Origin of the sequence: Caulobacter sp. HMWF025, from assembly GCF_003060965.1 — a bacterium.
Lineage (GTDB): Bacteria > Pseudomonadota > Alphaproteobacteria > Caulobacterales > Caulobacteraceae > Caulobacter.
Genome location: NZ_QAII01000105.1, coordinates 49599 through 72372, shown reverse-complemented (window position 1 = coordinate 72372; position 22774 = coordinate 49599). Strand labels below are relative to the sequence as shown.

The 22774-nt window shown below is 66.2% G+C and carries 19 protein-coding genes and 1 tRNA gene; 14 read left to right on the top strand and 6 right to left on the bottom strand.

The genetic code is table 11. The features are described from left to right. The 9 genes from DBR10_RS11955 to DBR10_RS11915 all read left to right on the top strand — a co-directional run. A partial coding sequence (locus DBR10_RS11955; RefSeq protein ID WP_108556363.1) for a quinone-dependent dihydroorotate dehydrogenase occupies positions 1–799 on the top strand: 799 nt, incomplete at its 5' end. Continuing rightward, positions 796–1533, top strand: a complete 738-nt coding sequence (locus tag DBR10_RS11950) for a TVP38/TMEM64 family protein (RefSeq protein ID WP_108505974.1) — start codon at positions 796–798, stop codon at positions 1531–1533. The genes DBR10_RS11955 and DBR10_RS11950, both read left to right, overlap by 4 nt. 9 nt (positions 1534–1542) lie before the next feature. Continuing rightward, a complete protein-coding gene (locus DBR10_RS11945) occupies positions 1543–3030 on the top strand; it encodes a sensor histidine kinase (protein WP_108505973.1) in 1488 nt (495 codons plus the stop codon). Then, complete coding sequence (locus DBR10_RS11940) at positions 3027–4046, top strand: RluA family pseudouridine synthase (RefSeq protein ID WP_108505972.1); 1020 nt, start codon at positions 3027–3029, stop codon at positions 4044–4046. Before DBR10_RS11945 ends, DBR10_RS11940 begins: the two co-directional genes overlap by 4 nt. A 91-nt stretch (positions 4047–4137) precedes the next feature. Further along, positions 4138–4845 (top strand): hypothetical protein, encoded by a 708-nt coding sequence (locus DBR10_RS11935; protein WP_218278402.1) that lies wholly within the window; start codon positions 4138–4140, stop codon positions 4843–4845. A 114-nt stretch (positions 4846–4959) separates the two neighbouring features. Further along, the gene (locus DBR10_RS11930; protein WP_108505971.1) at positions 4960–5805 is read left to right on the top strand and encodes an MBL fold metallo-hydrolase; all 846 of its coding nucleotides are present in this window, start codon (positions 4960–4962) and stop codon (positions 5803–5805) included. Between the two features lie 266 nt (positions 5806–6071). Then, positions 6072–6161 (top strand) — tRNA-Ser (locus DBR10_RS11925). 208 nt (positions 6162–6369) lie between these two features. Beyond that, positions 6370–7431, top strand: coding sequence for a glycosyltransferase family 4 protein (locus tag DBR10_RS11920; protein WP_108505970.1), 1062 nt, complete (start codon positions 6370–6372; stop codon positions 7429–7431). A 13-nt stretch (positions 7432–7444) separates the two neighbouring features. Further along, complete coding sequence (locus DBR10_RS11915; protein WP_108505969.1) at positions 7445–9634, top strand: amylo-alpha-1,6-glucosidase; 2190 nt, start codon at positions 7445–7447, stop codon at positions 9632–9634. Here DBR10_RS11915 and DBR10_RS11910 read toward each other — a convergent pair. The 4 genes from DBR10_RS11910 to DBR10_RS11895 all read right to left on the bottom strand — a co-directional run bounded on the left by DBR10_RS11910 (position 9623) and on the right by DBR10_RS11895 (position 13566). Further along, positions 9623–10033 (bottom strand): response regulator, encoded by a 411-nt coding sequence (locus DBR10_RS11910; RefSeq protein WP_199225333.1) that lies wholly within the window; start codon positions 10031–10033, stop codon positions 9623–9625. The two genes, DBR10_RS11915 and DBR10_RS11910, sit on opposite strands and share 12 nt — an antisense overlap. 88 nt (positions 10034–10121) lie before the next feature. After that, a complete protein-coding gene (locus tag DBR10_RS11905) occupies positions 10122–10742 on the bottom strand; it encodes a response regulator transcription factor (RefSeq protein WP_108486828.1) in 621 nt (206 codons plus the stop codon). Beyond that, on the bottom strand, positions 10732–12615 hold the full coding sequence (locus DBR10_RS11900; protein ID WP_108505968.1) for a PAS domain-containing sensor histidine kinase: 1884 nt from the start codon (positions 12613–12615) through the stop codon (positions 10732–10734). The genes DBR10_RS11905 and DBR10_RS11900 overlap by 11 nt, the downstream gene beginning before the upstream one ends. A 141-nt stretch (positions 12616–12756) precedes the next feature. Next, entirely contained in the window at positions 12757–13566 is an 810-nt protein-coding gene (locus tag DBR10_RS11895; RefSeq protein ID WP_108505967.1) for a universal stress protein, read from the bottom strand. Positions 13567–14211: 645 nt separating this feature from the next. Here DBR10_RS11895 and DBR10_RS11885 point away from each other — a divergent pair. The 5 genes from DBR10_RS11885 (at position 14212) to DBR10_RS11865 (ending at position 21127) form a co-directional block, all read left to right on the top strand. Continuing rightward, on the top strand, positions 14212–14874 hold the full coding sequence (locus DBR10_RS11885) for a cyclic nucleotide-binding domain-containing protein (protein WP_108489967.1): 663 nt from the start codon (positions 14212–14214) through the stop codon (positions 14872–14874). Positions 14875–14881: 7 nt separating this feature from the next. Beyond that, a complete protein-coding gene (locus DBR10_RS11880) occupies positions 14882–15634 on the top strand; it encodes an HAD family hydrolase (protein WP_108505989.1) in 753 nt (250 codons plus the stop codon). Then, positions 15631–17937: a glycoside hydrolase family 65 protein gene (locus DBR10_RS11875; RefSeq protein ID WP_108505966.1), complete on the top strand. Its 2307-nt coding sequence runs from the start codon at positions 15631–15633 to the stop codon at positions 17935–17937. Before DBR10_RS11880 ends, DBR10_RS11875 begins: the two co-directional genes overlap by 4 nt. A 143-nt stretch (positions 17938–18080) precedes the next feature. Beyond that, positions 18081–20663: a cation-translocating P-type ATPase gene (locus tag DBR10_RS11870; RefSeq protein WP_108505965.1), complete on the top strand. Its 2583-nt coding sequence runs from the start codon at positions 18081–18083 to the stop codon at positions 20661–20663. After that, positions 20645–21127 carry a pyridoxamine 5'-phosphate oxidase family protein gene (locus DBR10_RS11865; RefSeq protein WP_108505964.1) on the top strand — a complete coding sequence of 161 codons (483 nt, stop codon included), beginning with the start codon at positions 20645–20647 and terminating at the stop codon, positions 21125–21127. Before DBR10_RS11870 ends, DBR10_RS11865 begins: the two co-directional genes overlap by 19 nt. 247 nt (positions 21128–21374) lie before the next feature. Here DBR10_RS11865 and DBR10_RS11860 read toward each other — a convergent pair whose 3' ends face one another. Both DBR10_RS11860 and DBR10_RS20480 read right to left on the bottom strand, forming a co-directional pair. After that, positions 21375–22595: an MFS transporter gene (locus tag DBR10_RS11860; RefSeq protein ID WP_108505963.1), complete on the bottom strand. Its 1221-nt coding sequence runs from the start codon at positions 22593–22595 to the stop codon at positions 21375–21377. An 11-nt stretch (positions 22596–22606) separates the two neighbouring features. Continuing rightward, the coding region (locus tag DBR10_RS20480; protein ID WP_442861116.1) for a hypothetical protein at positions 22607–22774 on the bottom strand (168 nt) is incomplete at its 5' end.

Here is a 22774-nt window from a genome sequence, read left to right as displayed (position 1 = left end):
CCTGCCCCAGGCCGGCAACCCCCGCCCCCGGCTCTTCCGGCTCACTGAAGACCAGGCCGTGATCAACCGCATGGGCTTCAATAACAAGGGTCTTGAGGCCTTTGCAGCCGGCCTGACCCGGCGCAAGGGAAGACCCGGAATTGTCGGAGCCAATATCGGGGCCAACAAGGAGGCCACTGACCGCATCGCCGACTATGTGACCGGCCTGAGCCGCCTCTGGGGTCTGTCGGACTATTTTACGGCCAACATCTCCTCGCCCAACACGCCCGGACTTCGCGCCCTGCAGACCCGGGCGGCGCTCGAGGAGCTTCTGGGCCGGCTGGCCGAGACCCGGATCGGACTCAAGGCCAGCTCGGGCCGCGACTATCCGATCTTCCTGAAGGTTGCCCCCGATCTGGAAGACGGCGAGGTCGAGGCCATTGTCGAGACCGTAGTCGCCAGTGGCCTGGACGGCATCATTGTCAGCAACACGACGATCGCCCGCCCTGAAAGCCTGGCTTCGGCCCAGGCCGGCGAGACGGGCGGCCTCTCCGGCGCGCCGCTGCTGGAGCCTTCGACGGTTGTCCTGAAACGCTTCCACGCCGCCACGGCGGGCCGTGTGGCCCTGATCGGGGCCGGCGGGATCGCCGACGGTGCCGGAGCCTATGCCAAGATCCGGGCAGGAGCCCGGGCCGTGCAGCTCTATTCGGCGCTGGTCTATGGCGGCCCAGGTCTGGTGGTTCGCATCAAGAAAGACCTTGCCGCCCGCCTGCGTGCCGACGGCTTTGCCGGCGTCGAGGACGCGATCGGGACCGCATGACCGGTCCTGGTGCCCTTGGGCTATTGCGGCGGTACGGCCCCGTTGCCCTGCTGGTCGCGCTGCTGGTCACGGCCCTGGTCAGCGGCCTTGCCGAGCATCTGTCGCTGGAGGAACTGCGCGCCCAGGGCGAGAGCCTGCGGGAATTTGCCCGTCAGCGACCCGTTCTGAGCGTTCTGATCTACCTGACGGTCTATGTCGCTACCGTCTCGATTTCGCTGCCCGGGGCCCTGATCCTGTCCCTGTCGGGGGGCTACCTGTTTGGTCCCTTTCTGGGCGGGGCAGCGGCCGTCAGCGGCGCGACGGGCGGCTCTACCGTCGTCTATCTGGTCTGCAAGACCGCGTTCGGCGACTTCCTGCGCCGTTGGAAGAACCCGCTGCTGCTGAAGGTCGAGGACGGCTTTCGCGAGAACGCCTTTGCCTACCTGCTGACCCTGAGGCTGATCCCGGCCTTTCCGCTGCTGCTGGTCAATGTCGCCGCAGGGCTCATGGAAGTGCCCTTCGGGACCTTTCTGTCAGCGTCCTTCCTCGGCATGCTGCCGAGCTCGTTTGTCTATGCCGGCATTGGGTCGGGCCTGGGACACGTCTTCGCCCAGAGCGGACCGGTTTCGCTCGACAGCCTGATGTCTCCCCGGGTCTATCTGCCCATCATCGGCATGGGGGCACTGGCGTTTCTGCCGCCACTGTGGCGCCATTGGCGGCGTGGGCGCGTTGCCCCCGCCCCCGACGTGAAGTAACTCAAGGTCATGACCGAGACGGTCTCGCCGCAGGACAACCCGAGCGCGCCGCCCAGACGGCGCTTCCCGTGGCCACGGGGCCTGTCGGCGCGCCTGCTGCTCTTCACCGCCTTCGTCGTCACCCTGGCCGGCCTGATGATCCTGCCGCCGACCCTGGCCGCCTATGAAGAGCAATGGCTGCTGGACCGGGTCCGGGCCGGGGAACTGGCCTCGACCATTGCTGAAAGCGATCCTGAACTGCGAGTGAGCGACCCAGTCGCCGGCCAGCTGTTCGATCAGGCCGGGGCCGTGACGGTCGCCGTCCAGGTCGACGGAGCGCGGCGGCTGGTGCTGCCGCCCAAGGCTCCGATGCAAACGCCCTATCTGGTCGATCTCCGCCGCCAGAACCCCGGCTCGTGGCTGGCCGCACCGTTCTTCACCCTGACGAGCCCGCCGGGCAGCATGGTCCGCGTGATGGCCGAGCCCCGTTTCCGCAAGGCCGAGTTCGTCGAGGTCGTCCTGCCCGATGCGCCGTTGAAGGCCCAACTAGTCAGCTATTTCTGGCGGCTGACCGGAGTGACGGTGTTTGTGGCCGGCCTCGCCGGCTTCTTTGTCTATCTGTTCCTGAACATCTTCCTGGTTCGGCCCATGCAGCGGATTACCCGCGCCATGGAGCAGTTTCGCGCCGATCCTGACGACCCCGCCGCCCGCATTGTGGTCTCGACCCGTCGGGACGAGATCGGCCGGGCCGAGCTGGAGCTGGACCGCATGCAGACCGACCTGCTGACAGCGCTGGCGTCCAAGGCCCGCCTCGCGGCCCTGGGCGAGGCGGTCGCCAAAATCAATCACGACCTGCGAAACATGCTGACCAGCGCCCAGATGGCCTCGGACCGTCTGGCGGCCCTCGGCGACCCCAAGGTGGCCCAGGCCCTGCCGCGCCTGGAGCGCGCCCTGGACCGGGCCATCACCCTGGCCAGCGACGTCATGGCCTATGGCAAATCCCGGGAGCCTGCACCGGTCTCGCGAACCATCCCGCTGCGTCCCGCGCTGGAGATGGCGGCCGAGGACTCCGGCCTCACGCCCGGCGGCGTGGCGCTGGAGACGGTGATTGATGCCCGGGAGCAGGTGCTGGCAGACCCGGACCAGCTGCACCGGATCCTGACCAACCTGCTGCGCAATGCCCGGGAGGCGATCGAAGGCGCGCCGGACCGCGGCCGCAAGGGCCGGATCTTCATCGAGCTGCGGCGGGTCGACGGCCATAGTGTCCTGAGGCTCTCCGACGATGGTCCGGGCGTTCCGGCCCGCGCCCAGGCCAATCTGTTCCAGCCGTTCGTCGGGTCGGTCCGGCGCGGCGGGACCGGCCTTGGCCTGGCCATCGCCCGCGAGTTGGCCCAGGGCCATGGCGGCGACCTTGTGCTGGTCGAGACCGGCCCGGGCGGATCGGTCTTCGACCTGACGCTTTCGGGGGCCCCCGAACCGCTTCCGCCGAGCGTCGATACGGATCCGAAACAGCCTTGACCCCGCTCGACGAAGAGATCGACGAGCTCGATGGCGAGCCTTCAGAAAGCGGATCCGAAACCTGGCTGGAAGTCGCCCTCACGCCCTCCGAGGCCGGCGAGCGTCTGGACAAGGCCCTTGCCCCCCGCTTCGAAGGCCTGTCCCGTGCCCGGCTGCAGGCCCTCCTGGCCGACGGACGACTGACCCTTGACGGTGCGACCGTCACGGACGGCTCCCAGAAGGCCCGTCCGGGCCTCTACCGGCTGGGCATACCGGCACCGACGCCGGCGGAACCGACAGCGGAGAACATCCCGCTGACGGTGCTGTACGAAGACGCCGACCTGATCGTGATCGACAAGCCGGCCGGCATGGCCGCCCATCCCGCCCCCGGCAACTTCAGCGGCACCCTGGTTAATGCCCTGTTGCACCACTGCCGGGGCAGCCTGTCCGGTGTCGGCGGCGTCGCGCGCCCCGGTATTGTCCATCGCCTGGACAAGGAGACCTCCGGCGTGATGGTCGCCGCCAAGACCGATGCTGCCCATCAGGGCCTCTCGAAGCTCTTCGCAAGTCACGACATCGACCGCCTGTACATCGCCCTGACCCGGGGGGCACCCTATCCCGGGCGGGGCACGATCCAGACCCGGCTGGGGCGTTCGCCCCACGACCGCAAGAAGATGGCCATCCTCAAGAGCGGCGGGCGCGAAGCGATTACCCACTACAGCGTCGAGCAGGTCTTCGGACCGGCTGAAAAGCCTCTGGCCGCGCGGGTCGCCTGCCGGCTGGAGACAGGCCGGACTCACCAGATCCGCGTCCACCTGACCAGCAAGGGTACCCCCTGCCTTGGCGATCCAGTCTATGGCGGCGGACAACCCGGTGCCGGCGTGCGGGCCATCCTCGACGAGACCGGCTTCGAGCGGCAGGCCCTGCATGCGGCCGTGCTCGGCTTTGTTCATCCGATCAGCGGCGAGGCTCTTCGTTTCGAGACCCCCCTCCCGCCTGACATGGCCGCATTGGAGGCAGGCCTCCTGGGCCTGTGATGGGACCGGCCTTGCAGCCGCGCAACAATCGCGCCCTAATTGGGCTGACAAAAGGGCCTAAGGCTTTTGGCGACCTGTCTCCGGAAAGCCGATGACCATCTCACGCCCGATACTTGCCGTCCTGTTGACCCTGACCCTGACCGAGCCGGCCCTGGCCCAGACTTTGACGGGGGCCGATGAGGCTGTCTCGACCGCCGCCCGGAAGCCCGACCTCAAGGGCGCCGAACAGGCCCAGAAGCTGGAAGCGGCCAATGCTGCCGCCGCGCCGACGACCAGGGCTCTGACCACGGAGGAGCAGATCGCAGCCTGGCTGGCAGCCTCTCCCCCCGTACAGCTCGACGGGGACGCGCCCGGCGTGATTGGTCGCGACGACGACACTCCGCGCAAAATCCATGGCTCTGCCGGCGTAACGATCGGCACCGGCGGCTATCGCAGCGCCTATGTTTCGACCCTGATTCCAATCGGCGAGAGCGCGACCCTGGGGATTGCCGTTTCGCAAACCGATTTCGGCAAGCAGGCTGTCTTCTGGTCCCGTGACGACTTCGGCCATGGCGAGATGATGGGCCAGGGACCCACCGGCTGGAGCGGGGACAATCTGGGCTACGGCCATCCTGGGCGCTGGAGCCGCGGCGGAAAGCAGCAGTCCGTCGCGGTGTCCCTGGCCGTTGGCAGCGAGGGCAGACCGCCGCCAGAAGGCTGCGCCCCGGCGTTCAGGGACGGCGGGCGTTATGTTGAGCCGCTTTGGGCGACTGAAATGCGCGGGGCCCGCAGCCCATGCACCCTCGAAAGCGGACACTGACTTCCGCCATTCTCGCTCAGCCCTGCTGCCAGCCCGGCGGACAGGTGCGCCGTTCGCTGATGTTTAACGGCTTTGCTTCACGGTAGCGCTGATCGGGACCTCTCAGGCGTTCGCATGCAGCCGGAAATCATCGCGCACCATCACCCCGCCACGGGGACGGTGACTTACCTCGTTGTCGATCCGGCCACCTTGCTGTGCGCGATCGTCGACCCGGTCCTGGACTTTGATCCCGAGACCCAGGCGGTCGATACCGCCTTTGTTGACGCCATTATTGCCGACATCCGGGCCCGGGACATGGGTCCGACCTGGATCCTGGAAACCGGCCTGCATACCGCTCACATGTCCGCTGCCGGTCACCTGAAATATGAAACGGGCGCTTCGGTCTGTATCGGTGCCGGCGTGGTCGACAGTCTCAAGCGCCTGGCCCCCGCCCTGGGTGAGGATGGCGTTGACCTGGACGGCTGGGATTTCGACAAGCTGGCCCAGGACGGTGAGGTCATGCCGATGGGCGGCCTGGAGATCACCGCCCACGCGATTACCGGCCGCCTGCCCGGGGCCTGTGCCTACCAGATCGGCGACGTCCTCTTCACCGGTGATACCGTTCTGGCTCCCGAGATCGGAACCGGCCGCTGCGATCTGTTCGGGGCCGATGCCGAGGGGCTCTATGCTGCGGCCCGACGCTTCCTGTCCCTGCCGGGCGACACCCGCCTGATGGCCGGCTGGGAGGATTCGGCCGGCCGGGCTGCGACCACCGTGACCCAGCAGCGAACCGGCAACATCCAGTTGCGTGACGGGATCGCGGCCTCAGACTTCGTCGCGGCCCGCCAGACTGCCGACTCCACCTTGCCGCCACTCCCCTATCCGGCCGAGGCCCTGCGGGTTGCGATCCGCTCCGGCAAGCTGCCGCCGGAGACTGAAGACGGCCGGCGCTTTCCGCCCGTAGACATCCATTCCCTTTAGGCGCCCACGCGCCCTCGCCCCTGATCGCCAGCCCTGTGCTTGGCGCGCCAAGCCTGAGGGGGCGACAGGTTCCGGGGAGCCGTCGTGACCACCTGGACGACGGACAAGACACCTGCGCTTTTCCGCTGCACCCAGAGGGTTTTGCGGACCACGACGTGACCGCGACACAAAGGCCGCAATAGGGACTTGCGTTACCGCGACGACGCCGCTAGGTATCGCGCCCTCGACCTCGGGCAGCTCAAAACAGCTCTCGAACGGCACCCAATGGAGAGGTGGCAGAGTGGTCGAATGTACCGCACTCGAAATGCGGCGTGCCTGGAAGGGCACCGTGGGTTCGAATCCCACCCTCTCCGCCACCACACAATCCGACAAGGACTGCCGCCACACTACGGGGCCGGGAAAAGTCCTTTAAATTCGATTTCTTATCTGAACTCGATATCGGCTCGGAGATGGACCCGAGGTCTTGCTCAACTGGACCGGACTGCCACGTGCGGAACCTCTCGGCCTGACGATGGATTGTCATGATGCGGTCCAAGTTCGGCCCGCGTTGGGGACAGTCCCGTCATGCGCATCGCCCAGGTCCCGCCACTCTATGAAGCCGTGCCGCCGCGCCTCTATGGAGGCACCGAACGAGTCGTGGCCCACCTGTCCGATGCCCTGGTCGAACTGGGACATGAGGTCACCCTGTTCGCCAGCGCTGAAGCGGAGACCAAGGCGAGGCTGGTCGTGGTTCGCGACCAGGCGATCCGCCTGGACCCAGCGCCGCTGAAATCCGATCTCGCCGCTCACCTCTCGATGCTGCTTGAGGTCAGGGATCGCGCAGATCAGTTCGACCTCATCCATTTCCACACCGACATGCTGCAATTTGGCCTGTTCGCCGACATGGCCGGAAAGACCCTGACGACCCTGCACGGTCGCCTGGACATGAAGGATCTGGCCAAACTCTACAGACGCTATCCCGAGTTTGGTCTCGTCTCGATCTCGGACTCGCAGCGTGCGCACCTGGCTGATGCCAACTGGGTCGGGACAGTGCTGCACGGCATCCACACCGACAGCCATGAACACCAGGAGCAGACCGAAGGCTACCTGGCCTTTCTCGGTCGCATCTCGCCGGAAAAGGGGCCGGATCGCGCCATCGCCATCGCTCGTCGCGCCGGGCGTCGTCTGAAAATTGCCGCCAAGGTCGACCAGGCTGACCGGGCCTATTTCCACGAGGTGGTCGAACCCCTGCTTTCGGACCCCCTGGTCGAGTTCATCGGCGAGATCGGGGACAGGGACAAGGGCGCGTTCCTCGGCGGGGCCGATGCCCTTCTCTTCCCGATCGACTGGCCGGAGCCCTTCGGTCTGGTGATGATCGAAGCCATGGCGGCCGGGACGCCGGTGATCGCCTATGACAGGGGTTCAGTCCGTGAAGTGATCGAAGACGGACTGACCGGATTTATCGTCAACAGCGAACAGGAAGCCGCCGACGCCGTCGCGCGCCTCAGCAGCCTGAGCCGCCGCGCTGTACGGGATCGCTTTGATCTCAGGTTTTCAGCCACGGCCATGGCACGGCGCTATCAGGTCCTTTATGCGCAAAGGATACAGTCTGCCGGCGCGTCCCTGAGCCTCGCGCTAAGCGCCTGACGCGGGACGGATCATGGACGATCTGGCCAAACCGTCACCAGCCCCGGCGACCGACGACGTTTCGAGCGAGGACCGGGCCGGCGAGCCCCGCCCGCCATCGCCACTCTATGCCCTGAAGGACCAGGACACCTTTCTGGTGGCCGATGCCTTCGGGGACATCGGCGGGACCGGCGATGGCCTGTTCCACAACGATACCCGCGTCCTGTCACAGTACCGCCTGACCCTGGGCGGCAAGCCCCCCTCGCACCTCAGCTCGTCGGTGTCGCAGGACAACGTGTTTTTCAACTGTCATGCCACCAACCAGGACCTGCCGCTCCTGGGGGCCGGATCAGCGGCTCAGCATGGTGCCATCCATCTGGAGCGAAAGCGTTTCCTATGGGATCAGCGTTGCTACGAGCGGATCACGTTCACCAACTACAGTCGTGACCTCGTCATGCTGCCGGTACGCTTCGAAATGGCGGCTGACTTCCGGGACATGTTCGAGGTTCGCGGCTCGAAGCGAAGCGCCCAGGGCTTGCGCCAGGACCCCGTCGCGGAAGGCCGGTCGCTCACCTTCGCCTATACCGGTCTCGACACCATCCAGCGCCTGAGTGTCATCAGCTTCTCCGAGCCCCCCGGCCGGCTGACGCCGTCCAGCGCAGACTTTCTGTTCATGCTGTCAGCTGATGACCGGTTCGAGCTCTATGTCGAGATCGGTCCCGAGGCCGCGCCCGTCCCGGTCCGAAGCCGCTGGCGGGCCGCCGCCGCGCGGGCCCGTCTCAGCATGCGCAGCCGGATCCGACGCGGGGCGCGGGTTCACAGTTCGGGTCGTCTGTTCAATGACTGGCTCGACAAGTCGCGGGCAGACCTGGCCCTGCTGACCACCGAACTGGACACCGGCCCCTATCCCTATGCCGGGATTCCCTGGTTCTCGACGCCGTTCGGCCGGGACGCGATCATTACCGCCTGGCAGATGCTCTGGATCCAGCCTGAACTGGCTCGCGGCGTCCTGGCCTATCTGAGCGAACATCAGGCCGTCGAGATCTCGGCCTTCCGGGACAGTGCGCCGGGCAAGATCATGCACGAAACCCGGCGGGGGGAGATGACAGCGCTCGGGGAGTTGCCCTTCGGCCGATACTATGGCGGCGTCGACACTACGCCCCTGTTCGTCGCCCTGGCCTGCGCCTATGCCGACCGGACCGGTGACATGGCCTTCATCGACGGCATGTGGCCGTCGCTGCTGAAGGCGATCGGCTGGATCGAACAGTTTGGCGACAGCAATGGCGACGGCCTGATCGACTATGCGCGTGGCGCGGCCAGCGGCCTCTCCAACCAGAACTGGAAAGACAGCGAAGACAGCGTCTTCCACATCGACGGACGATTTCCGATCGGCCCGATCGCCGTTGTCGAGGTGCAGGGCTACGCCTTTGCCGCCTTCAGGGGGATGGCCACCCTGGCCCGGCGGCGCGGAGATCCGGAAAGTGCCCAGCGGTGGGCGGGACGTGCAGGGGCCCTGCGCCAGACGGTCGAGGACCGCTTCTGGATGGAAGATCGCGGCTTCTACGCCATGGCCATCGACGGAGCCGGGCAGCCCTGCCGGGTCAGGGGGTCGAACCCGGGCCACCTGCTCTTCTGCGGCCTGCCCAGCCCAGAACGCGCCCGTCGGGTCATCGATACGCTCCTGGGCTCGGTCTTCAATGCCGGATGGGGCTTGCGGACCCTCGCCGTGGGGGAGACCCGCTTCAACCCGATGTCCTATCATAACGGCTCCATATGGCCGCATGACACGGCCCTGTGTGTCATGGGCATGGCGCAGTATGGCGAGCGTCTTGGGGTGGTCCGCATGCTGGCCGGGTTGTTCGAGACGGCGGCCCATTTCGAAATGCGCCTGCCCGAACTCCTTTGCGGTTTTTCGCGTACCGCCGGCGAGCCTCCGGTGGCCTATCCGGTCGCCTGCCTGCCCCAGGCCTGGGCCGCCGGCTCCATCTTCATGATGCTGCAAGCCTGTCTGGGCGTAACAGTCGATGGCTGGAGCGGCCAGATCAGGCTCACGGATCCGCGTCTCCCGATCGGCGTCGACCGTCTCGACATCGAGGGCATCAATCTGGGCGGCCGCAAGTCTGACCTGCATCTGAACCGCTCGGGTGAACAGATCCTGAGCCGGATCGTCGAGGCACCACTCGGGCCCGGCGAAGGGGCTCCGTTCCCCGGCTCAGGCCGCTGAGGGACGTGCCGACTGCAGCATCCGGTCGACGACCTCGACAAGGGTTCGATCCAGTTCGGCCTTGTCGAGGACCTTGCTGAAACCCGCCTCGCGAGCCCGAAGCGTGAGTTCGGCGGAAAGGGTTTCCGTGATCAGAAGCGCCGGTCCCGTCCAGCCGCGATCCCGCAAGCCTTTCAGGACTCCGAAGCCATTGCCCCCGCCCGCACGGTCGTCTGCGACAAGGCCTGCGGCAGAGACCGCACGAGGATCGGCAAGCAATGCGGAACCAGATCCATAGGCGCGGACATCGAGACCATGGCCACGAAGCCGCAATTGTAGCGCACGCCGGACATCATGTGCGCTGACCACCAGCAGAATTTCCGGGCTGCGGCGCGCGGACGGGTTCGGATCTCGGGTCATGAACAGCCAATGGGGCACGGCTTGCCGGGGTTTAGTCTTGCAACCAGATCGCACGCTGCCGTTGCCGAAGTCGCTACGTAATGGTCCTCTAGGGCGGGTTCTGAAGGCCGGTCGCGAAAGCGATCCGCAGCGCTTCCGAAAGGCTGCTGACCTGCAGCTTGGCCATAAGATTGGCCCGATGCACCTCCACGGTCCGCGGCGAGATGCCCAGGTCAAAAGCGATGGTCTTGTTGGGCATCCCCTGGGCAAGGCCCCGCAGGACATCCTGTTCGCGCGCCGTCAGACAGGCGACCGCGACGGCGGCGTCCCTGGCCCGCGTGGCCCGACCGGTCGAATCGTCGAGGCGCTCGAACGCGATGACGATGGCCTCAAGGAACACGCTTTTCTCGAACGGCTTCTCGATGAAATCGACGGCCCCGGCCCGCATAGCCCGCACCGCAATCGAGATGTCGCCATGGCCCGTCAGGATTACGACAGGCATGGCGACGCCCCTCAGCGCCAGCTCCCGCTGCACTTCGAGACCGTCCATGTCGGGCATGCGCACGTCCAGAAGCACGCATCCGGCTTCAAGGGATCTGGTCGCCTGCAGGAAGTCCGGGCCAGACGCAAAGCTCGTCACGGCATAGCCGGACGTCCTGAGCATGAAGCCGGCAGAGCGCCGGATGGCCTCTTCGTCATCGACAATATGGATCATACGCCTAGACGCCATCGCCAGCTCCATGGTCTGTCTGGAGCAGCGTGAGATGAAACTGCGCGCCACCGCCTGGTCGGGGCTCGAACCAGATCCGGCCACCATTGGCCTCGACGATCGTGCGGCAGATCGAGAGCCCCAGGCCCATGCCGTCGGGTTTGGTGCTGACGAAGGCCGTAAACAGTCGGTCCGAAACGGTCTCGGCCACACCGGGTCCGTTGTCGGAGACGGAAATCCGGACAAATCCGCCCGCCTCCCGTTGACTGCTCAGCCAAAGACGGCGGTCGGACTGGTCCGCCATCGCCTCGACGGCATTTCGCATCAGGTTGATCAGGACCTGCTGGATCTGGATCCTGTCCACCAGGACGGCGACGCCCGCAGGCTCGAGACTGAATGCGACGTTTGCGCTGTTCTCACGGCCGATCATCCCGAGGGCTGTGGCCTCCCTCACGAGGCCTTCGACGTCCTCGACACTCTTGTCGACCTCACCCCGGGCAACGAAGTCCCTGAGGCGTCGCACGATATGACCTGCCCTCAGGGCCTGACCCGCCGCATCTACCAGCGCCTCGCGGATCATCGGTAAGTCATCAGGATCGGGCTCGGCCAGAAGGTCGCGCACGGCTTCGACATAGTTGGTCACCGCCGTGATCGGCTGGTTGAGTTCATGGGCAAGGGTCGAGGCCATAGCGCCCATGCCGCTGACCCGGGCGACATGGATTAGTTCGGCCTGCAGTTCCTCGACCCGCGCCTGGGTGCGCTGGCTCGCCGTAAGATCGCGGACAAACCCGGTAAACACCCGCTGCCCGGCACCGGCCGCCTCACCCACCGACAGCTCCATCGGAAAGGTCGTTCCGTCGCGTTTCAAACCAAGAACCTTGCGACCGGTGCCGATGATATGGGGGACCCCGGTCCGGACATAGCGTTCCAGATATCCGACATGCCGCCCCTGATCCGGCTCGGGCATGAGGCAGTTCACGTCCAGGCCCAGCACGGCCTCTTCCGGATGGCCGAAGAGACGTTCGGCGGCTGCGCTGAAGGACAGTATCTTTCCGCCCTGGTCGATGACGACCATGGCATCCGGAACCGTTTCCAGGATCGACCTCAGATGGCTTGCGCCGGCCTCAAGCGCCTGCTTGCTGGCCCGCTGACCGGTAATGTCTCGCAAGACCTTGGCGAAACCCTGGAGGTCGCCGGACGGATCAATCAGCGCCCTGATCGACACATGGGCGAGGAACTCCGATCCGTCCTTGCGAAGCCGCCAGTCCTCTTCCTCGAACCAGCCTTCTGATCGCGCCCGGTCCAGGTCTGCTTTCGGCTTGCCGGCCAAGCGTGCGTCTTCGGGATAGAAGGTCGTGAGATCCAGACCGATCGCTTCTGCCTCAGCCCACCCCTTCAGACGCTCGGCACCCGTGTTCCAGATCATCACCCGCCCCTGGGGGTCGAGCATGTAGATGGCGTATTCGGTCGCCCCGTCGATCAACAGGCTCAGCTCGCGCGCGACACGGGCTGCGTCCTGGGCCCGCTGCTCGGCTCCGCTCTCGCTGGCGAGGGCGCGCTTGCGAAGCGAGCCGATCTGGCTGCCGACGAAGATCACCCCTCCCGAAGCCACCAGGTAGCTGATCGGTTCCAGCAGCCCGTCTCCGGGCAGAATCCGGCCGTCGCTGAACATCAGACTTGCCAGCAGGCCCAGCAGGGCGGCACAGAGACCGGCTCCGACGCCACCGAACGCAGCCGCCGCCACGACAGGGACCATGAACAGCAGATAGGACGACCGGAGTCCGAACCAGACTTCCAGGCCCCAGCCGAGCAGGGCGGTCACCACCACGGCCGTGAAGACAGCGCCATAGCCAAGGGCCTGGTGCGTAGAGGTGTGTCGGCGGATGGCGGCCATGGACGCTCCACCAGACTGGGCTGGTACGCCGCGCCATCGGGACACCCCAGATCGCATACCGGCAGACGACCCTGCGCGCCATTTGAACGATGGGCAATCGCCCGCGGGTGCAGCGCTGATCCTGAAGACAGACAGATCGCTCTAGTGGCCGAGCAGGAGCGGCAGCTGGGCCGCATCCAGCAACCGGCGCGTCACGCCACCGAACAGCTCTTCCCGAAGCCGCCCCTTGCCATAGGCGCCCATCAGGCAATACCGCGCGCGCCTTGCCGCGCAGGCCTCCAGGATCAGCGGGTCGGGGCGCTGCTGCTGGGCCGTTACACGTTCAATGACCGCATGTATGCCGTAGCGCGAGAGGTAGGCTGCAGCAGCCTCTGGAGGAACGCCCTCCGCTGGCTCGGACCCCTCCTGAACATGCAGAATGTGCACGGACGTCGCGAGCTTCAGAAGCGGCGTACTGGCCCTCAGGGTCGCCATCACCGGGCCGCCGCCATCCCACGCGATCACCACCGGTCCATTGGCATCCAGTCCCCTGGCCTCGTCGGGAACGGCGATAACTGGACAGCGCGCCTGATCGGCAAGCGTGCTGGAAATCCCGCGCGGATCGATCGCCAGAAACGTGTCCCGCTTGCAGTTTATGACGATCAGGTCGGCCAGGCCTGCCTCGCGCAGCACACATCCCGCCATGTCGCCAATGCTGTCTATCCAGTCCCAGGGCACCTCTTCGCCGGCGAGACGGGCTTCGAGCAGGGTTCTGTTGGCGGTCTCCGTCTCACGTTCATCCATCAGGATCAGCCCCTGCGCTGTCCCGTCCGCGTCGCCCAGAAAGAGAGGCAGCGGCGTAACGTCCACGCACTTGAGATGGCCCTCAAGGGCGCGGGCAAGGTCGAGCGCCGCCTGCAACCGCGCCTCCTGACCGGGGTCCTCATGCACCAGGAGAAGAAGGGTCTTCATGGTCGCCTCCAGCCGTCAGAAGTTTCAGCGGCCGAGGCTAGGACCTTCGCCGGGAGGACGGCATCCGGGATAGTACGCAGCTGGACGAACCGGGACCGCCGCCCCAGCGGAACCAGCGACCGGGTTCGGCGGTCGCGGGTGCTGGTCAGTGAAGGTCGCCTTGAAGGCCGCAGCACGGGTGGCTCGCAGACCGGGAAACGCCGGCCATGGGCGGCATCGGGCAACTGGGCAGGGCACCGGCGAGATGGCCACCGCGGAAGGCTGCCTCCTCGGTGGCCGAGAGCAGGCTGTCTCCCTGCGCCTGGTCTTGCGCCTTGCGGAGCAGGCGCGCCGCCGAGGTGATGACACAGAAGAGGTTCCGCAGGTCATGTGCGGTTGTGAGTTGAACACCATCCGGACGCTGAAAGCCTGAAACCGGGCTACTCATGGCACCCTCCCGAAGCTGAGAGGTGTGTTGTCACCGCGTCCGTCGTTGGCCGATATCCGCAGTTTCCCCTAGATCGAATGGCCTGCCGCTCCGGCGCAACCGAGGACGAGGCCGAAGCCCCTGTCACGCGACGGGGGTCCATCCGGTCTAAGTAAAGTCACCAATGTCGGTGGCGTCCCAATGGTCCCAGTCTAGGGGTGCCCTTCCCGGAGACGCCGATGTTATTCGACACGCTTTCGAGCGCTCGCGCGCCCTCACGGATCGCCCCCCACCTGCCCCAGGACCCCTTCGAGGCGGTCGGGTCACGGCAGAGGTTCTCGCCCGGGGAAGAGGTCTTCGCACAGGATGAGGATGCAGATCTGCTGTACCGGGTTCTTCAGGGCTCGGTCCGCAGTACCCGCCTGCTTGAGGATGGCCGCCGGCAGGTCGGAGGGTTCTACTATCCCGGTGATGTCTTCGGCCTTGAGGTCGGCCTGCATCACCGCTCGTCGGCCGAGGCCCTCGACAATGCCCTGGTCCTCATCGTCAAGCGCTCGGCACTGAAGCATCAGGGCCGGGAGGGCGCGCTGCTGGAGCGCATGGTCTGGCAGGCGACCGGCCTCGAACTCCAGCGCGTACAGGACCATATGCTGCTGCTTGGACGGAAGAGTGCCCTGGAGCGCGTCAGCCACTTCCTGCGCACCATCGCCAAGCCAGGCACGAGCGGCTGGACGCTGTTGTCCATGAGCCGGAAGGACATCGCCGACTATCTTGGCCTCACCATCGAAACCGTGTCCCGCATGATCAGCCAGTTGCAGGCCGAAGGGGCAGTGGTTTTCGATGGGGCGCGCCGGTTTCGGATCAGCCCGCTGACGGGTCGGGCCTGCCGTGCGCCTGGCTGACAACCTGATGCCCGCGCCCCTGAGGACGCCGGAAACACCACGCCTGCTTAAGGCTGTCATCTTCGATGTCGACGGCGTCCTGCTGGCTTCGCCCCATGAGCAAGCCTGGCGCGACGCCCTGCAAGGCTACGCAGATCCTGCAAGGTTCACGACGGCGCTCTATCAGGCCGAAGTCGCCGGCCGCGCCCGCCAGGATGGCGCGCTGGCGGCCCTTGTCGCACTGGGAGTGAAGGATGCGCAGGGCCGGGCCAGGGCCTACGCCGAAGAAAAGCAACTCCGCCTCCTGGCGCTCATCAAGGACGGCCGCGTGGAGGCCTTTCCCGATGCCTTGCGTCTGGTCGCGGCCCTCAAGGCCCGTAGCTTTCCGATGGCTGCCGCCTCGGCTTCGAAGAATGCCTGGGCCATGCTTCGATCCATCCGGTTGAATGACGGAAGCTGTTTTGCCGATGCGTTCTGGGTTGCCGTCTGCGGTCGAGATCTGGTGCACGGAAAACCTGATCCGGAAATCTTTCTGACCGCTGCGGCGGAAATCGGCGTCCAGGCCGACCGGTGCCTGGTCATCGAGGACTCGTCGGCCGGCATCGTGGCCGCACAGCGCGGCGACATGACGGCCCTGGGGATCGCCCGACTGGGTGACAGCAAGGCCCTCTGCGAGGCAGGGGCCGATCTGGTGCTGACAAGCCTGGATTGCCTCGGCCTGACCTCACTGCTGGGTGGCCGACTGTGCGGGAACTCCGCTCCACACCGACAAAAGCCATGACCGACCTGTTTGATCAAACGACAGAGCCGGCCTGGCTTTTGACAGAACACGGCTACGACCCATTGCGGCAAAGCAGCCGCGAAACCCGTCAGACCGTCAGCAACGGCTTTCTCGGCGTAAGAGGAGCCGCCGCCCTCACCAGAGGCAGTGGGGCTGCCGCACCGGGACGAACCTTTATCGCCGGACTGTTCGATACGATGCCCGGCGGCAGTTCACCCTCGGTCCGGGTGCCGGGCCCGGACTGGCTGAGGGTAAGGCTCACCTGCGGCGGCGAACCGGTAGCCCATGATCCCGGGGCCGGTTCCGACCACAAGATGGTCCTCGACATGCGGCACGGCCAGGTCTCAACCGCGTGTCGCCATCCGACCGCTGACGGACTGCAACTGGACCTGAAGTCGTTGCGGATCGTGTCGCTGAAGCAGAGACGGATCGGGTTTCAGGCCTTGCAGATCAAGGTCGAAGGCGGTGCGACGGAACTCACGCTGGAGGCAAACTTCGAAGGTCTGGACCTCGGGTTCTGCGAAGAGACCCAGGAGCAGAACCTCGGGGTTTGGCGCACGCGGGCGTCACGCAAGACCCTCGCCATCGCTTCAAGGGCCTGGCTCACGGTCGACGGCAGGACCGTGGACGCGGAAGCCCTTGGCCCCTTTCACTGGCGCTGGACAGTGAAGGCCCTGGAGGGGCACCTGATCGACTTCCGACGGATCGTGGCCGTCGTTCGGGACGACGAAATCGTCTCGACAGCCAGGGCGTCCCGGGAGGCCCGAGTCGAGCTGGCCGCCGCCTGCGCCAGGGGGCCGGAAACTCTGGTAACGGAACATATCGCCACCTGGGACGAGCGGTGGTCGAGCAGCGACGTCGTGATCGAGGGCGATCCGGCCGCCCAGCAGGCCCTGCGCTTCGCCCTCTACCACCTGAACAGTGCCGCGAACCCGGATGACGGGACCGTCTCGATCGGTGCCCGCGCCCTGACGGGCGACGACTATCAGGGCCACACCTTCTGGGACACCGAGATCTTTCTGCTGCCGTTCTACACCTTCACCTGGCCCGAGGCGGCCAGGGCGCTTTTGATGTACCGCTTCCACGGCCTTGGCGCGGCCCGTGCCAAGGCGACATCCATGGGCTGGTCCGGGGCCCTGTACGCCTGGGAGTCGGCCGATAGCGGCGAGGAAACCACGCCGGCCCAGTGGATCGGTCCCGACCGCAGGGTCGTGACCATCCTGACCGGCACACTGGAACAGCATGTCAGCGCCGATATCGCCTATGCCGTCTGGCAATACTGGCTGGCCACGGGCGATGTGGATTTCCTGTGCGACGCAGGCGCTGAAATCCTCCTCGAAACCGGACGGTTCTGGGCCAGTCGCGTGTCGATCGAGCCCGACAGGCGGGGCCATATTCGAAATGTGATCGGTCCGGACGAATACCACGAAGGGGTCGACGACAACGCCTATACCAACGCCATGGCGCGCTGGAACATCCGGCACGCCCTTGAGACGGCAGCCCTTCTGGCCAAACGCTGGCCGATGGTGTGGGCGCGCCTCTCGGCCCGGTTGGCAATCACGGATGAGGCCCTTGCGACCTGGGAGGACGTGGCGAGCAGTCTTGCGACCGGGCTCGACGCCGAGTCCCAGCTCTTCGCGCAGTTCGACGGCTATCTGGACCTCGAGGATATTGACCTGGCGGCCTATGCCGGTCGATCAGTGCCCATGGACGTCGTGCTCGGACGTGACCGCATCGCGCAGTCTCAGGTCCTAAAGCAGGCCGATGTCGTGGCCTTGCTCGCGCTGCTGCCGGAAACGGTCTCACCGGAAATCCTTGAGGCAAACTTCGCTTACTATGAGCCCCGCTGCGGTCACGGCAGTTCCCTCAGCCGCGCTATGCACGGGGTGGTCGCTGCGCGCCTCGGACAGGCTGAAAAGGCTCTGACCTACCTGCGCCAGTCCTCGGACATCGATCTTGCCGACACCCACGTCGCCATCGCCGGCGGCATCCATATCGCAGCCCAGGGCGGCGTCTGGATGATCGCCATACTGGGCCTAGCGGGCCTGAGCCTGCGCGAGGACGGGCTGGCGCTGGAGCCCCGGCTTCCGGCCGCCTGGCACAGTCTCGCCTTCCCGGTCCAGTGGCAGGGTCGCCAGCTGAGGGTGCTGATCGACCCCGTCAACTCCCGGCTGGAGGCCAGACTTGAGGCCGGCTCCCCTATGGGGCTGTGGGTCGAGGGCCATCGGCATGTGCTTGAGCCGGGACCACCTCTCTGCATCGCCCTGTCCGCATCGCCGCATGATTGCGAAATGGCAGGGTGAAGGCTTCGCACCACGCTGCGATCCCCCGCTGTCCCGGGGAACAACTACCGGGTCAAAACATTAGCGGGTGCGGCATGGGAGCCAGCCCCCTGCTGCCCCCTGACCCTTCAGGGCCAGCGACGACAGTCGGAACGGATCGCCCCATGGCGCACGACGGGCTCAGCGGACTGACCAGCGCCGAAGTCGCTCAGCAAAGGGCCGAATACGGTCCCAATGCCCTGCCCGAAACCTCGACACGCGGGCTGGTGCGGATCATCCTCGATACCCTTCGCGAGCCGATGTTCCTGCTACTGATCGGTGCGGCGGGGCTCTATCTGGTGCTGGGCGGGCTCGGCGAGGGCCTGTTCCTGATGGCCGGGGCGCTCGCCACCATCGGGCTCGTCGTCCTGCAGGAAGCCCGGAGCGAGCGGGCCCTGTCAGCCCTGCGCGATCTGTCCCAACCCTTTGCCCGGATCATCCGTGACGGCCTCGAGACCCGGCGCGATGCACGGGATCTGGTGCCCGGTGATATCGTCCTGATCGGTGAGGGGGAGCGCCTGCCTGCCGACGGCGTGCTGATCTCGGGCGATGTACTCAGTATCGATGAGTCAGCCCTGACCGGGGAGTCTGCGCCCGTCTCCAAGCGCCCCCTCGGCGAAGGGGAGGCCCTGGATACCGAACCCAAACCCGGAGGCGATTCCGGGCCTTACCTGTTCTCCGGCACCATGATTGTTCGGGGACAGGCCGTGGCGCGGATCTGTCATACCGGAGCCCGGACAGCGCTTGGACGTATCGGCGTGTCGCTGGCGAGCATTCTGCAGGAACCGACGCCGCTGCAGAAAGCTGCGGGACGCCTGGTCACCCTGCTGGGTCTTCTGGCCATCGCGTTCTGCGCCGTTGTCGCCGTGGCCTACGGGCTGCTGCGCAGCGACTGGATCGGCGGCGTCCTGGCCGGGATCACCGTCGCCATCGCCCTGATCCCGGAAGAGTTTCCCATGATCCTGGCCGTCTTCCTGGCGCTCGGTGCCGGTCGGCTGGCGCGGCACAAGGTCCTGGTCCGACGCAGCGCGGTGATCGAGGCGTTGGGGGGGGCCACAGTTCTCTGCCTCGACAAAACCGGCACCCTCACGGAAAACCGGATGCGCGTCGCACGCCTCTGGACCGGTCCGGATGATCCTGTGACCGGCGTTGATGATGACGAACCCGCTGCGCCGGGCCGGGCACTGCTGGCCTTGGCGGCCAAGGCCAGTGCCGTGCATCCGGTCGATCCCATGGACAGGGCGGTCGTCACCCGGCTGGGGGCCCTGCAGCCCCGTGAACCTGAAACAGCAGCGAAACCGGACCGAACCTGGCCCCTGCGCCCCGGGATGATGGCCGTTATCCAGCTCTGGCGGCCCTCACCCGACATCTGGCTCGCTGCGGCAAAGGGTGCGCCCGAGGCCATCTTTCGGCTCTGCCGTCTTGAGGTCACGCGGGTCCAGGACCTGACGGCCGTCGTGGAGGGTCTCGCCGCCGAGGGACTACGGGTCCTGGCCGTTGCGTCATGTCGGATGCCGTCAGGCTTTCCGGACGACCCGGAGGCCGCACAGTTCGACTTTGCGGGCCTGATCGGTTTCCTCGATCCCGTCCGCGAGGACGTACCGGCGGCGCTGAAGGCCGCACGGGACGCCGGGATCTCCGTGGTCATGATTACCGGCGATCATCCCGCGACTGCGCTGGCCATTGCCGAATCCGCTGGCTTCGACGTCTCTGCCGGTGTGCTGCTGGGACCGGACATCGGCGCGCTTGACGATGCAAGCCTGACCGAGCGGCTCCGCCACGTCCGGATCTTTGCGCGCGTCGTCCCGGAACAGAAGCTGCGCATTGTCGAGGCCTTCAAGGCAGACGGCCAGGTCGTCGCCATGACCGGCGACGGGGTCAATGACGCTCCGGCGCTCGAAGCCGCCAACATCGGCATCGCCATGGGGCAAAAGGGAACAGACGTTGCCCGCGAGGCCGCCGACCTGGTCATACTGGATGACAGCTTCGCCTCGATCGTCGGCGGCGTCCGCCTTGGGCGACGGATCTTCCTCAACCTCCGCAAGGCGCTGGTCTATGTCACCGCCATCCACGTGCCGATCGCCGGAGTGGCGCTCCTTCCGATCATCATGGGCCTGCCGCCCCTGCTCTATCCCATGCACGTCGTCTTTCTGGAGCTGGTCATCGACCCGGTCTGCGCCATGGTCTTCGAGGCCGAGCCCAGCCCCGCAAACCTCATGCAGCAACCGCCGCGCCGACAGGACGAGCCCCTGTTCGGCCCGCGCCAGCTGGGTCTGGCCCTGCTTGAAGGAGCCGGCGTTCTCGCGGGTGTCATCGGGCTCTATGTCTGGGCCCTCGAGCGACACCCTGAAAACCAGGCCCGCGGCGCGGCCTTTCTCACCCTGGTGGCCGGCAATCTGATCCTCGCCCTGGTCGATGCTTCCTCAGCCGGAGGCCACCTGTTCGCGCCCTATCGCCGCGTCTACTGGGGCATCGCCGGGGCCGCTGCGGGGTTCCTGATCCTGATCTTCGCTGTCCCGACGCTCGACGGGATCTTCAAGGTCGCCCCGCCCACACCCGGTCTGCTGGCCCTGGCCCTGCTGACTGCCATAGCCAGCGGCGGCTGGTTCGGGGTGGCCCGGAGCCTGCGACGCCACTGGCCCCGTCTGGCCCGTACGACGCCAAGCCCTCTCGCAGAAGGACCATCTCCATGCCCGCCCCTCACCTGACGACAGCCAGCCTGCAGGCGAAGATCTTTGCCCTTCTCGACGATCGGCATCTCATGGCCCTGGCCACCAACCGCCCCGACGGCTGGCCGCAGGTGACCCTGGTCAACTATTTCAGGCTTGAGCAGTCGCTCTATTTCCTCGTCGCCACCGACAGCCAGAAGCTGGCGAACATCAAGCGGGACCCGCGCGTCTCGATTGCGATCGGGGCCGGCAAGACCGGTCCCTACAGCCTCTCGATGGCCGCACAGGCCAGCGAAGTCACGGACTTCGATCAGGTAGAACGGCTCAACCGGACCATCCAGACCCTGCCGCAGGCGTCGGGCTTCACCCCCCACCCCGGTACCAGTAGCGTCGTGCTGCTGCAGGCCAGGCCCAGCATCATCACCCTGATGGACTATGCCGAGCCCCCGGGACATCGCGAGACCGTAAAGGTGGTCGAAAGCGTCAGTTTCGAGCGGCTCTGACCTGAGGCGCCGCTGGCGAGACACGATGGCCGGAGCTTCTATCCAGCGCCTTCCATCAGCATCACAGCCTCGGCAGCACGCCGCCATCGCGTCCGTCTGGCACCGCGGATCTGCGGCTCGGAGGTCGTCTGGAAACTGCGATCGAGCTGCCAGAACTCGGCCCTGGTCGCCGGCCGCCCGTGCGGCGCGACGAGTTCGAACACGCATTCAGTCCCTGGCGAGAACCTTCGCTGCTTCTTGCCAAGGGCTAGAGATTGGCCAGTCGCAGGACAGGCAGCCACAGGTGGATCCAGAGCAACGCCAGCAGATAGGCGCAGGCGGCCATCAGGAAGAGAGGCATGTAGCCCACGCCGCTGGTCAGCAGCATGCCGGCCAGCTGGAGTACACCCATACCGGCCAGGTTGCCGCTGAGGGCCCCAAGGCTGGTGATGGTCCCGACGCGCTTGGCCGGAATGACGTCGGTGATGATGCCGAACACATTGACCGAGAAACCCTGGTGAGCCGCCAGGGTCAGGCCCAAGAGGCCAACCGCAAGCCAGTAGCTCTTGACGAAGAGCACCAGCGGCACCGGCACGACCAGCAGGGCGCAGACCAGCATGACGGTCTTGCGGGCCCGGTTGACCGACCATCCCGAAGCGATAAGCCGGCCGACCACTGCCCCGCCGATCAGCGAGCCGGAGGCCGCCATCAGATAGATGAGGGCCAGAGGGACGGCGAACTCCTTGATGGAAAGGCCGAAGACCCGGTGGAAGAGGTCGGGTGTCCAGAACAGCAGGAACCACCAGACCTGGTCGAAGAGCGCCTTGGCCCCCATGATCGCCCAGGTCGCGCGGTCCCTGAACACTTCGCTCCACGTGACCTTGGCCGGTGCCACGGCCTTGTCAGGCTCGGGTGCATTGAGCGCTGCGGCGTTCCAGGCCCCGCTCAGGAACCAGACCGCGACCCAGACAAGCCCCAGTCCGCCGACGATCGAGAACGTATGTCGCCAACCGACCGCCGCCGCCAGGAAGGGGACAAACAGCGGCGTCACCACGGCACCCAGGTTCCCGGCTGCGTTGAGGATGCCGATCGCGAGAGACCGCGACCTGGCTTCGAATGCAGTTGCGATGGTCTTGATGCCGACAGGTGTTCCCAGCGCTTCAGTCGCGCCGAGTGCCACCCGGGCCAGGGTGAACTGACCAACCGTATGGGCAAAAGCATGGGCCATGGCGGCCAGGCTCCAGGACCCGACCGCGAAGGGGTTGGCGAACTTGAGTCCGACCCGGTCGATGAACCAGCCCGCGAACATATAGGCGACCGCAGCCGACAGCTGGAACATCGCCGCCAGGTGGCCATAGTCGGCGTCAGTCCAGTGCAGGTCCTCCTGCAGCATCGGCTTCAGGATCGCGATAATCTGGCGATCAGCATAGTTGAGGATGCTCGCAACGATCAGCATGAAGAGCAGGAACCTGCGGTCGATCTTGAACATGGTCAGAGGCCTCAGAGCGTACGCAGGGATTGGAACAGGGGGTCGTGCTCACCGCCCGGCCGATAGAACACCGGCGGTTGGCCGAAGGGGGCGCTGATTTCGATGGCCTGACCGCCGGCAAAGGACTCCCCGGACCAGACATGGATCCATTGGGTCCCGGCAGGCAGGTAGACGGAGCG